Source organism: Streptococcus infantis (assembly GCF_047463655.1).
Taxonomy (GTDB): Bacteria; Bacillota; Bacilli; order Lactobacillales; family Streptococcaceae; genus Streptococcus; species Streptococcus infantis_Z.
Genome location: NZ_JASHDM010000002.1, coordinates 207,509 through 219,389, shown reverse-complemented (window position 1 = coordinate 219,389; position 11,881 = coordinate 207,509). Strand labels below are relative to the sequence as shown.

The 11,881-nt window shown below is 39.4% G+C and carries 10 protein-coding genes and 1 pseudogene; 8 read left to right on the top strand and 3 right to left on the bottom strand.

Annotated features, from left to right (window positions below):
• Positions 1-429: 429 nt before the first annotated feature.
• The gene (locus QM877_RS03435) at positions 430-1,275 is read right to left on the bottom strand and encodes a MurR/RpiR family transcriptional regulator (protein ID WP_414317604.1); all 846 of its coding nucleotides are present in this window, start codon (positions 1,273-1,275) and stop codon (positions 430-432) included.
• Positions 1,276-1,450: 175 nt separating this feature from the next.
• On the opposite strand from QM877_RS03435, the gene pbp2b reads away from it, so the two are divergent.
• The 8 genes from pbp2b to rpsI all read left to right on the top strand — a co-directional run bounded on the left by pbp2b (position 1,451) and on the right by rpsI (position 9,202).
• Positions 1,451-3,508, top strand: a complete 2,058-nt coding sequence (pbp2b, locus tag QM877_RS03430) for a penicillin-binding protein PBP2B (RefSeq protein ID WP_414317603.1) — start codon at positions 1,451-1,453, stop codon at positions 3,506-3,508.
• Positions 3,509-3,518: 10 nt separating this feature from the next.
• Positions 3,519-4,115, top strand: coding sequence for a recombination mediator RecR (gene recR, locus QM877_RS03425; RefSeq protein ID WP_251938494.1), 597 nt, complete (start codon positions 3,519-3,521; stop codon positions 4,113-4,115).
• A 173-nt stretch (positions 4,116-4,288) separates the two neighbouring features.
• Positions 4,289-5,332 carry a D-alanine--D-alanine ligase gene (locus QM877_RS03420; RefSeq protein WP_414317602.1) on the top strand — a complete coding sequence of 348 codons (1,044 nt, stop codon included), beginning with the start codon at positions 4,289-4,291 and terminating at the stop codon, positions 5,330-5,332.
• Between the two features lie 53 nt (positions 5,333-5,385).
• Entirely contained in the window at positions 5,386-6,759 is a 1,374-nt protein-coding gene (locus QM877_RS03415; protein WP_414317601.1) for a UDP-N-acetylmuramoyl-tripeptide--D-alanyl-D-alanine ligase, read from the top strand.
• Positions 6,746-7,357 (top strand): NUDIX hydrolase, encoded by a 612-nt coding sequence (locus tag QM877_RS03410; RefSeq protein WP_414317600.1) that lies wholly within the window; start codon positions 6,746-6,748, stop codon positions 7,355-7,357. The genes QM877_RS03415 and QM877_RS03410 overlap by 14 nt, the downstream gene beginning before the upstream one ends.
• A gap of 120 nt (positions 7,358-7,477) precedes the next feature.
• Positions 7,478-8,185, top strand: coding sequence for a TIGR02206 family membrane protein (locus QM877_RS03405; RefSeq protein ID WP_045762676.1), 708 nt, complete (start codon positions 7,478-7,480; stop codon positions 8,183-8,185).
• Positions 8,186-8,344: 159 nt separating this feature from the next.
• Entirely contained in the window at positions 8,345-8,791 is a 447-nt protein-coding gene (gene rplM / locus QM877_RS03400) for a 50S ribosomal protein L13 (RefSeq protein ID WP_001044622.1), read from the top strand.
• An 18-nt stretch (positions 8,792-8,809) separates the two neighbouring features.
• Positions 8,810-9,202 carry a 30S ribosomal protein S9 gene (gene rpsI, locus QM877_RS03395; protein WP_000075973.1) on the top strand — a complete coding sequence of 131 codons (393 nt, stop codon included), beginning with the start codon at positions 8,810-8,812 and terminating at the stop codon, positions 9,200-9,202.
• A gap of 107 nt (positions 9,203-9,309) precedes the next feature.
• Here the strand turns inward: rpsI and xerC are convergent.
• Both xerC and QM877_RS03385 read right to left on the bottom strand, forming a co-directional pair.
• Positions 9,310-9,684, bottom strand: a pseudogene (xerC, locus tag QM877_RS03390) (site-specific integrase); the annotation flags it as partial.
• A 463-nt stretch (positions 9,685-10,147) separates the two neighbouring features.
• Positions 10,148-11,356 carry an ATP-binding protein gene (locus QM877_RS03385; RefSeq protein WP_414317599.1) on the bottom strand — a complete coding sequence of 403 codons (1,209 nt, stop codon included), beginning with the start codon at positions 11,354-11,356 and terminating at the stop codon, positions 10,148-10,150.
• Positions 11,357-11,881: the final 525 nt, after the last annotated feature.

Sequence of the window (11,881 nt, the reverse complement as noted above, 5' to 3'; positions counted from 1 at the left end):
TAGATTTCGTGGGAAGTTATTGCAGAATATTAAAGAAACTGCTGTAATAGTTGTCCAAACTCTGGAGATTGAAAATAATAACTAATCTCAATTATAAAAAGCGAGCAAAACGAGTTTTCTGAGAGTCAGAATTCCGTCTTGTTCGCTTTTTTATATCAAGAATCAGGTGTAGAGTTCTATGTGCATAAGTCATCAGTTATAGGACTTGAGCAAACTAATACTCAATGAAAATCAAAGAGCAAACTAGGAAGCTAGCCTCAGGTTGCTCAAAGCATAGCTTTGAGGTTGCAGATAAAACTGACGAAGTCAGTCACATATATAATCCAAGGTGAAGCTGACGTGGTTTGAAGAGATTTTCGAAGAGTATAAAAACCAGCGACTTTAATCGCTGGTTACTCATATGATTATTCGCTTGAAAGGGATGAAGGCTTATCTAGATCTTCTATTTCTACGATAGCCATTTAGTTTTTTATTTTCCCAATAACTGTTAAAGATTTTTTCTTTACTCTCACGGTCAATTTCTAGGAAATAAGCATAGAGTAGATCAATTAAGATCAACATAGGAAGTTGGGCAGAAATGCGTTGGATATAGGAAGCCTGACTCTGACTTGCTACCAGTACAGTTTCTGTAAATTCCTGAGTTTCCTTGCTAGGCGTGCTAGTAAAAAGAATAGTTTTAGCCCCCGTATCTTGAGCGTCTAGTAGACTGTCGATGATGGATGGAGTTGTTCCTGAAAGGGAGAAACCAAAGACCAAACATTTTTCATCGATGATACTGGTTGTCCAGGCGAAACCATCTGGATCTGTCAAAGCCTCACAAACGACTCCAAGTCTCATGAAACGCAATTTCATCTCACGCGCAACGAGTCCAGAACTTCCAGTACCAAAAAAATAGACGCGTTCTGATTGATCAATCATTTGGGCAATGCGCTCCAGTTGGTCATCATCAATCAATTCTTGTGTCATTTCTCGGATGTTTGTATAGCTCCTCAAGACTCTTTGGGTCAAAGGATTCATATCCTGTTGTGGGACTGAAAGGTTGTCAATTTGTTGTAGGTATTTAAAGATGAACTCTCGATAACCCGTAAAGCCACATTTTTTGGCAAAGCGAGTGAGAGCGGCCTGAGAAATATGAAGTTTTTGAGTGACCTGCTGAGAAGACAAGTCATCATGAATGGTATCTGCCTGCAAAAAATAGCGGGCAATCTCTTGCTCTAAATCGGTCATTTCTTCAAAGTGAAGATCAATAATCGTAGAGATATCTTGCTTGTTCATGGGCCTCCCTTGTAGTTATTTGTTAAAATTTTTATCAATGAAATCTATAAAATAGCGCTTACTTTAATTATACCACAGTTGCTTTGTTTTTTTGGATAAAAAGGAAAAGTCTTTTCTTTTTCCATAATTTTCTCTTTAAATTATGGTACAATGAAGAGTAAGATTTTGATTAGAAATGAGACTGCCTTGTATGAGAAAATTTAATAGCCATTCGATACCAACTCGGCTTAATTTGTTGTTTGCAATCGTTATTTTGCTCTTCATGACCATCATTGGTCGCTTGCTCTATATGCAGGTCGTAAACAAGGATTTCTATGAAGCTAAGTTAGCATCTGCTAGTCAGACGCGGGTTACAACAGGTTCTGCCCGAGGAGAAATCTATGACGCGGCTGGAAAACCCTTGGTAGAAAATACCGTTAAACAAGTAGTGGCTTTCACACGAAGTAATAAGATGACGGCTACAGATTTAAAGGATATTTCTACTAAACTTTTAACGTATGTAACAGTTTCCTCTCCAAATTTGACAGAACGTCAGATGGCTGATTATTATCTAGCGGACCCAGCTGTCTATAAAAAAACGGTAGAGGCTCTTCCAAAAGATAAGCGTTTTGACTCAGATGGTAACCAACTTTCTGAATCGGATCTTTATAACAATGCTGTTGAGAGTGTTACCTCTAGCCAAACTAATTATACAGAGGATGAAAAGAAGATTATTTATCTCTTTAGTCAGCTCAATGCAGTTGGAAATTTTGCAACAGGCAATATCCAAACGGATCCCTTAAGCGATACTCAGGTCGCTCAAATTGCTTCTGCCTCTAAAGAGTTACCTGGGATTAGCATCTCGACTTCGTGGGATCGCAAGGTTCTTGAAACCTCTCTGGCCTCTATCGTAGGAAGTGTTTCAAGTGAAAAATCAGGCCTTCCAGCTGAGGAAGTAGATGCCTATCTTAAAAAAGGTTATTCTCTCAATGACCGTGTTGGAACCTCTTACCTTGAGAAACAGTATGAGGAAGTCCTACAAGGGAAACGTACTGTTAAAGAAATCCATCTCGATAAACATGGAGATATGGAGAGCGTAGAAAACATTGAGGAAGGTAGCAAGGGTAAAAACATTAAACTGACAATTGATTTGGCCTTCCAGGATAGTGTGGATAGCCTCTTGAAAAGCTATTTTAATTCTGAGCTTGCTAATGGAGGTGCCCAATATTCGGAAGGTGTCTATGCGGTTGCCCTCAATCCTAAGACAGGAGCTGTTCTAGCGATGTCAGGAATCAAGCACAATCTTGAATCTGGTGAATTGAATCCAGACTCACTCGGAACTGTCACCAATGTCTTTGTTCCAGGATCTGTTGTTAAGGCGGCAACCATCAGTTCAGGTTGGGAAAATGGAGTCTTATCTGGCAACCAAACCTTGACAGACCAACCAATCGTCTTTCAAGGTTCTGCACCAATTAATTCTTGGTATACCCTTTCTTACGGTTCCTTCCCGATTACAGCTGTTGAGGCTTTGGAATATTCATCAAATACCTACATGGTCCAGACAGCTCTTGGAATCATGGGGCAAACCTATCAGCCTAATATGACAGTAGGAACCAGCAATCTTGAGTCTGCTATGGCGAAATTACGTTCAACCTTTGGTGAATACGGTCTGGGAGCTTCTACAGGAATTGATCTACCAGAAGAGTCAACAGGATTTATCCCTAAAGATTATGATTTGGCGAATTATCTAAATAACGCCTTTGGACAGTTCGATAACTATACCCCGATGCAGCTAGCTCAGTATGTAGCAACTATTGCCAATAATGGTGTTCGCTTGGCTCCTCGTATAGTAGAGGGAGTCTATGATAATAATGAGCAAGGTGGTTTAGGAAGTTTGATTCAGCAAACAGCTAGTACCGAAATGAATAAAATCAATATTTCCGAATCTGACATGTCCATCCTACAACAAGGATTTTACCAAGTATCGCACGGGACTAGTGCCCTTACGACAGGTCGTGCCTTTTCAAATGGAGCAACGGTCTCTATCAGCGGAAAAACTGGTACAGCCGAAAGTTACGTCAATGGTGGTCAAAAAGCCAACAATACTAATGCCGTGGCCTATGCGCCAACAGATAACCCTCAGATTGCAGTTGCAGTTGTCTTCCCACATAATACCAACCTAACCAACGGTGTCGGTCCATCTATTGCGCGCGATATTATCAATCTTTACAACCAACACCATCCAATGAACTAGAAAGGAAGCCATGCTTTACCCAACACCTATTGCTAAGTTGATTGACAGCTATTCTAAACTTCCAGGTATCGGGATCAAGACAGCGACCCGACTGGCCTTTTATACCATTGGGATGTCTGATGACGATGTCAATGAATTTGCCAAAAATCTCCTTGCAGCTAAGCGAGAATTGACCTATTGTTCGATTTGCGGACGTTTAACGGATGATGATCCATGTTCAATCTGTACGGATCCTAGTCGTGACCAGACAACTATCCTAGTATTAGAGGATAGCCGAGACGTAGCGGCTATGGAAAATATCCAAGAATATCATGGACTATACCATGTCTTGCACGGCTTGATTTCACCAATGAATGGCATTAGCCCAGATGACATCAATCTTAAGAGTCTTATGACTCGTCTCATGGATAGCGAGGTTTCAGAGGTCATCGTGGCAACCAATGCGACAGCTGATGGTGAAGCGACTTCGATGTATATCTCTCGACTTCTTAAACCTGCAGGGATCAAGGTTACTCGTCTAGCACGAGGTCTAGCAGTGGGAGCTGATATCGAGTATGCGGACGAAGTAACACTCCTAAGGGCCATTGAAAATCGTACAGAGCTTTAGTCTATGAGGTTAAATCGCTAAATAATTAGCTGGCAGGTATAAAATTTTAAGAACACAGAGACTGGACCATTTTTTTCCAGTCTCTTTTCTTGTTTTGTGCTATTCAAGTTTAAAAAAATAGACAAATGTGATATACTAAAGAGCAAGTATTCTAGTAGAAATAGGACAATCATATGAAACAAACAATTATTCTATTATACGGTGGACGCAGTGCAGAGCGTGAAGTGTCTATCTTGTCAGCTGAGAGTGTCATGCGTGCGGTTAACTATGATCGTTTCGCAGTAAAAACCTTCTTTATCAGCCAGTCTGGAGACTTTATCAAAACCCAAGAATTTACCCAAACTCCTGGGCAGGAAGACCGTCTCATGACCAATGAAACAATCGATTGGGACAAGAAAATTGCTCCAAGTGCTATCTATGAAGAAGGCGCAGTTGTCTTTCCAGTTCTTCATGGACCTATGGGAGAAGACGGTTCCGTTCAAGGTTTCTTAGAAGTCTTGAAAATGCCTTATGTTGGTTGCAACATCTTGTCTTCAAGTCTTGCCATGGATAAGATTACTACCAAGCGTGTTTTGGAGTCTGCTGGGATTGCCCAAGTCCCTTACGTAGCGATTGTTGAAGGTGATGATTTGACTTCTAAGATTGCTGAAGTTGAAGACAAATTAACCTATCCAGTCTTTACCAAGCCATCAAATATGGGTTCTAGTGTAGGGATTTCTAAGTCTGAAAATAAAGAAGAACTCCATCAAGCTTTAGAACTTGCCTTCAAGTATGATAGTCGTGTCTTGGTAGAACAAGGAGTCAATGCACGTGAAATCGAAGTGGGTCTCTTAGGGAACTATGATGTCAAGAGCACGCTTCCTGGTGAAGTTGTCAAAGACGTAGCCTTCTATGACTATGATGCCAAGTATATCGATAACAAGATTACTATGGATATCCCAGCTAAGATTAGTGACGATGTGGTAGCAGTCATGCGTAAAAATGCAGAAACTGCCTTCCGTGCTATTGGTGGACTTGGTTTATCACGTTGCGATTTCTTCTATACAGATAAGGGAGAAGTTTTCCTAAACGAGCTTAACACTATGCCTGGATTTACCCAATGGTCTATGTATCCATTGCTTTGGGACAATATGGGGATTAGCTATCCAGAACTAATCGAGCGTTTGGTTGACCTTGCTAAAGAAAGCTTTAATAAACGTGAAGCGCACCTATTGTAAAGATAGCTATAAGGGCGGGGAAGGACTCCTTGCCCCTTTTTAAAGGAGTAAATATGAAACTTACGATTCACGAAGTTGCGCGTGTCGTCGGTGCAAAAAATGATGTGACTAGCTATGTGGATAGCCCACTAGTCAAGGCTGAGTTTGATAGTCGTTTGATTGGAGCTGGTGATTTATTTGTGCCACTCAAGGGAGCGCGTGATGGTCATGACTTTATCGAGACAGCTTTTGAAAATGGCGCAGCTTTAACCTTATCAGAGAAAGAAGTAGAAGGGCATCCTTATATCTTGGTAGAAGATGTTTTGACTGCCTTTCAAGCTCTTGCAGCCTATTACCTTCAAAAGATTGGTGTCGATGTCTTTGCTGTTACAGGTTCAAATGGGAAGACTACGACCAAGGATATGTTGGCTCATTTGCTTTCTACAAGCTACAAAACCTACAAAACGCAAGGGAACTACAATAACGAGATTGGCCTCCCTTACACTGTTCTTCATATGCCAGATGATACTGAAAAGCTGGTCTTGGAAATGGGACAGGATCACCTAGGAGATATCCATCTCTTATCTGAATTAGCTCATCCAAAAACAGCTATTGTGACCTTGGTAGGAGAAGCTCATTTAGCCTTCTTCAAGGACCGTTCGGAGATCGCTAAAGGGAAATTACAAATTGCTGATGGTATGGAGAAAGGTGGCTTACTTTTGGCGCCCTCTGATCCAATTGTTGAGGATTATCTACCTACCGAACAAAAAGTGGTTCGTTTTGGTCCAGGTGCAGAACTAGAAATTACAGAATTGATTGAGCGTAAGGATAGCTTAACCTTCAAGGCCAATTTCTTAGAGCAGGCTCTTGACTTGCCAGTAACAGGTAAGTACAATGCGACTAATGCTATGATTGCATCTTATGTTGCTCTTCAAGAAGGAGTGACTGAAGAGCAAATCCGTCAAGCCTTCCAAAATCTTGAATTGACCCGTAATCGTACCGAGTGGAAAAAAGCAGCCAACGGTGCGGATATCCTATCAGATGTCTACAATGCCAATCCAACAGCTATGAAGTTGATTTTGGAGACTTTCTCTGCCATCCCAGCCAATGAAGGTGGCAAGAAACTCGCAGTTCTGGCGGATATGAAGGAGCTTGGAGACCAGTCTGTTCAACTTCATAATCAAATGATTTTGAGCATTACACCCGATGCCCTTGATACCGTAATTTTCTACGGTGAAGACATCGCTGACTTGGCTCAACTAGCCAGTCAAATGTTCCCAATTGGCCATGTGTACTACTTCAAGAAAACAGCCGATGAGGACCAGTTTGAAGCCATGGTCAATCAGGTTAAGGAGAGTCTTGGCGCACATGACCAGATTTTGCTTAAAGGTTCGAACTCTATGAATCTAGCCAAGCTAGTAGAAAGCCTAGAAAATGAGCACAACTGATTTCGCCAAAGCTATTCAGAGAATGTTAGCTATCACTGATACTGGGTTGACCTATTCCAAGGATCCTTATGACCGTGAACGTTATGAGGATTTACGTCAGATTTTATGGAGTGTCTTGCAGGATCAAACGGAGCTCGATCAAGAGGAATTGACTGCAATTTTAAAACCAACAGGTAGCTATGCAACTCCCTTGATGGATGTAAGGGCATGGATTGTTCAAAATCAGAAGATTTGCCTGGTTAGAGGGCAAGGAGAGGATACTTGGGCATTACCTGGTGGCTTTGGCGAGGTAGGATATTCTCCCAAGGAAAATATCCGAAAAGAAGTTCAGGAAGAAACAGGCTTTTCTGCAGAAGTAGGCTCTTTATTAGCGGTTTTTGATACCAATCGCTTTCAACTTCAGAACAAACAGTATGCCAAGTTCGTCTTTGACTGTCACTTATTAGATGGACAATTTCAAGAAAATCAAGAAATTGCAGAACTTGAATTTTTTAATATCAAGAATCTCCCTCCCCTATCTGAAAAACGGATAACCCAAGAACAAATGGAAATTCTATGGCAGGTCTATCAGGGTGAGCGGGAACAATATGTCGATTAGAAGCTTTGTTTTATATTAAGATCGACAGTTTCTTTTACACAAAATTATATGAAATAAATGTAAGCTAGGCTCTATAGAGATGAGTAAGGGGCCTGCTTATATGAAAATGAGGAAAGTTACATGAATGTTTGGGATGCTTTATTTAGCACGCAGCCGACGGAGCCACCCCAGTTTGACCTTCTTTGGTATGGAAGTCTATTTACCTTATTAGCATTGACTGTGTTTCTTGCCTATCGTTATGGTGAGAAAAAGGCCTGTCAGCGATTTTTCCAGATTTTACAGGCGGTACAGCTAATCCTGCTCTACGGATGGTATTTAGTAAATCAGATGCCTCTAACTGAAAGTCTACCCCTTTATCATTGCCGTTTGGCTATGTTTGTAGTGCTTTTGACCCCGGGTGTCTCTAGAGTCAAACAGTATTTTGCTGTGCTGGGAACCTTTGGAACTTTGGCAGCTTTTATTTATCCAGTGCCAGATCCCTATCCCTTCCCCCACATTGCTATCCTGTCCTTTGTTTTCGGTCACTTAGCCCTTCTTGGAAATTCCTTGATTTATCTCTTGAAGGACTACGATGCTAGCTTATTGGACTTCAAACGAACCCTAATCATCACATCTTCCCTTAATGCTGTGATTTTTGTGGTTAATCTAATGACGGGTGGAGATTATGGCTTTTTGACAAAACCGCCATTGGTTGGAGACCACGGGCGTCTGATTAATTATCTTGTGGTTACGCTATTCCTGACTTGTGCCATTTATTTAGTCTCTAAAATTTTTCAGACAATCCTTCAGGAACAGGAAGAAAAAAGGTTGAGAATCTGGCAGAAATAAAAAAATATTTTCCCAATCTCTTGACTTTTATCTGAGAATTTTGATACAATAATAGACGGTATTGTTTACCCCATTTGTAAGGCCCCGGAACCTTTCAAATAACTTGCGGACCGGAACATCCGCCCTGTAAACAAAAACGATATTCATATAGGAGAAATCATGAACAAAACTACATTCATGGCTAAACCAGGCCAAGTAGAACGCAAATGGTACGTTGTTGACGCAACTGATGTACCTCTTGGACGCCTTTCAGCAGTTGTTGCTAGCGTACTTCGCGGAAAAAACAAACCAACATTCACACCACACACTGATACAGGTGACTTCGTAATCGTTATCAATGCTGAAAAAGTTAAATTGACTGGTAAAAAAGCATCTGATAAGATCTACTACACTCACTCAAACCACCCAGGTGGATTGAAATCAATCTCTGCTGGTGAACTTCGTTCTAAAAATGCAGTACGTTTGATCGAGAAATCAGTTAAAGGTATGCTTCCACACAATACTCTTGGCCGCGCTCAAGGTATGAAATTGAAAGTATTCGTTGGAGCTGAGCACACTCACGCTGCACAACAACCAGAAGTTCTTGATATTTCAGGACTTATCTAAGGAAAGGAACAATAAAGTATGTCACAAGCACAATATGCAGGTACTGGACGTCGTAAAAACGCTGTTGCACGCGTTCGCCTTGTTCCAGGAACTGGTAAAATCACTGTTAACAAAAAAGATGTTGAAGAGTACATCCCACACGCTGACCTTCGTCTTGTAATCAACCAACCATTCGCAGTTACTTCAACTGTAGGTTCATACGACGTTTTCGTTAACGTTGTAGGTGGTGGATACGCTGGTCAATCAGGAGCTATCCGTCACGGTATCGCTCGTGCCCTTCTTCAAGTAGACCCAGACTTCCGCGATTCATTGAAACGCGCAGGACTTCTTACACGTGACTCACGTAAAGTTGAACGTAAGAAACCAGGTCTTAAGAAAGCTCGTAAAGCATCACAATTCTCAAAACGTTAATCAATACGATTATATCAACGTTTCAAAGCACTCAAAAGTTTACCTTATGGGTGCTTTTTTTGTGTTTTTTTTAAAAAGTTTACCTCAAAGTTCACCTTATTTTTACCTTATTGTTTTAGAGACTTTAAAGCAAATTCACCAACTGCCATAGGAACTACATTAGAAGTATTGACATAAATTTGAGTTGTACCTGTATCGCTGTGCGTTAGTGCTTCAGAAATGGCTTCTAAGCTCATTCCTGCTTGTTTAGCAAGTGTCGCTCCTGTGTGTCGCAGTTTATGAGGTGTAGCATGTGCCAGCTCTTTATGTCGCTTTCTAATGCTTTTCATTTTATTGTTTAGATAGTCGGCGTGTAAAGGCTTATTGATGTTTCCTTTGGTATCGATATAAGTAAAGACATATTGTTCATTAGATTGAATAATACCAAATTTTGCCAGCTCAGTTTTTTGTTGTTCTTTCCAAGAGGTAAGTAGTTGAAGTAATACTCAATGAAAATCAAAAAGCAAACTAGGAAGCTAGCCGCAAGCTTTACTTGAGTACGGTAAGGCGACGCTGACGTGGTTTGAAGAGATTTTCGAAGAGTATAGGTCATTAGAAATAGAGAAAATAAGCTAGCAAAACCTATTTCAAGAGAAAATGAAGGAAATATTTCCATAATAAAACGCATAGTATCAAGTTTCTTCAACACCTGATCTTATGCGTCTTCTAGGATTTTAGAGCCTAATTGCTTAGTCTCTTTTTAATTATAGTTCCGTTTGATTCATAGCTTTATTAATTCTATGGAAGTTCATCATCTTGAGTAATAATAGTGCTTCCAGAAGTTATAGATTCCATGTTATCTTTCAAGTGTCAGTGTTTTAAATCCCTTATATCTTGTTAGGGCTTGGGTAGAATCATTGATAACAGACTGTTGCAGATCTAGTTAGCTGTATGATTTATACTCATCTACTTTTCTAGTAACCAATCTATGATATTTTTCTTCTCAATACCATTGTAATTGGCTGTTGGCTGAATCGTATCCATTGTTAATAGATATTTTGGGAATTGATCTTTAATAGCTTCTAGTGGTCTAAGTTCTCTTTCTAATGTTTCTGGAGCAAGTGTTGTTTCACTGACCTGATAATAAGCGTAGTGGCCAAGATCCGTTACAACAACAAAATCAACCTCATATTTATCTAAATTACCAACATATACTTGTGAATATCTACGTCTTAATTCCAGATATACAATATTTTCTAGGATATGGCCAATATCTTCTTTGTGATCTGGTAATAAGAGATGTCGTAAACCTAAATCAACGGGATAATATTTTTCTAAACGTTGCAATAATGCTCGACCTTTTACATCAAAACGTGGAACGGAATAAAAAAGTAAACTGTCTGTCAAAGTTGTCAAATAATTTTCCAAAGTATTATGGGAGATTGAAACGTTTTGGCTGATCAGAGTATTGCGAATCTTATTTGTCGATATTAGGCTTCCCGTACTGCTGAGAAGGGTTCGGACAATGCGCTCAATAATAGTAGGATTTGGATTTCCCAATCTAGTGACAATATCATTTAACAGTATTGAGTTATAGATTCCTCTGAGATAGTCAATTTTTTCAGCGTAAAATGCTGTTTGTAATAAGTAAGGGAAAGCACTAAAGAGATAATTGTTAAAAATTTCTGTTGTATTCAAATTCTCTGTGAGAGATTGACCTGATAGATATTCTTCAAATGATAAAGGAAGAACCTCTATCTCAACATACCGACCAGTCAAATTTGTAGCTAATTGGCTACTCATAAAGTAGGCGTTGGATCCAGTCAAATAGAGGTCAACATTTGGTAGGATGAATAGACTATCTGCTACCAGTTCAAATTTTTCAACATGTTGAATTTCATCTAAAAAGATATAGTATGTTTTCTCCTCAACTAACCGCTCTTTTATATAAGTATATAATGTTTGAAAATGTCGCAGGTCATAATAACTTAGATCCTCAAAATTGATGGATATGATTTGATTTTCGTCTACCCCAGTTGCTAGTAACTCCTCTTTATAGAGTTGAAAGAGAACAGATTTACCAGCTCGTCTCACTCCGCTCACAACTTTGATGATTTGTCGGTCACGATGTCTTCTTAAAAAATCTAAATAATGTGGTCTTTTAATATAGTTCATAATTAATACCTCAAAGATAGTATAATACAAATAGACATTATTTTCAAATTTTTGTAAATAATTTTATGTTTATTTAATTATTTTCAATTTTTTAGAAATAATATATAGAACTATTTAAATATCTTCAGGATAGAAAACGACGATAGAAAAAATTGCATTGACACGAAGAAACTGTAGATTTGTTATCAAACTATATCATCTTTGTGATGCAGTAGTTCGTATTTCTCAACTACATAAGCTACAAAAACAAAAAGTGATAACCACCCGAATTTTTTAAGTTTTATATGTTGTGCTTGCCACATTTAGTTGCTTATAAATGTAACTGTGAACTGACAAAGTTAATTGCCTCAAAACCTTAATCAATAAGATGCTGTCAACGTTTACGGATATTCAAGGATTTTCTCTTGGATGTCTTTTTGGTGTCTGAACTTGACTATGTATGAGAAAGATATTATGATAGTCAGGACGGCAGTTTATTAAGGCAGTGACTGAAGGCCTAAGTGGCCAAATAGTTTGAGTTCCTAC

Bases quoted from the DNA above. Each gene is read 5' to 3' on its own strand.
- pbp2b (WP_414317603.1), top strand. From the start codon at position 1,451: ATGAGACTGCCTTGTATGAGAAAATTTAATAGCCATTCGATACCAACT.
- QM877_RS03420 (WP_414317602.1), top strand. From the start codon at position 4,289: ATGAAACAAACAATTATTCTATTATACGGTGGACGCAGTGCAGAGCGT.
- QM877_RS03415 (WP_414317601.1), top strand. From the start codon at position 5,386: ATGAAACTTACGATTCACGAAGTTGCGCGTGTCGTCGGTGCAAAAAAT.
- recR (WP_251938494.1), top strand. From the start codon at position 3,519: ATGCTTTACCCAACACCTATTGCTAAGTTGATTGACAGCTATTCTAAA.
- QM877_RS03385 (WP_414317599.1), bottom strand. From the start codon at position 11,356: ATGAACTATATTAAAAGACCACATTATTTAGATTTTTTAAGAAGACAT.
- QM877_RS03435 (WP_414317604.1), bottom strand. From the start codon at position 1,275: ATGAACAAGCAAGATATCTCTACGATTATTGATCTTCACTTTGAAGAA.
- rpsI (WP_000075973.1), top strand. From the start codon at position 8,810: ATGTCACAAGCACAATATGCAGGTACTGGACGTCGTAAAAACGCTGTT.
- rplM (WP_001044622.1), top strand. From the start codon at position 8,345: ATGAACAAAACTACATTCATGGCTAAACCAGGCCAAGTAGAACGCAAA.
- QM877_RS03405 (WP_045762676.1), top strand. From the start codon at position 7,478: ATGAATGTTTGGGATGCTTTATTTAGCACGCAGCCGACGGAGCCACCC.
- QM877_RS03410 (WP_414317600.1), top strand. From the start codon at position 6,746: ATGAGCACAACTGATTTCGCCAAAGCTATTCAGAGAATGTTAGCTATC.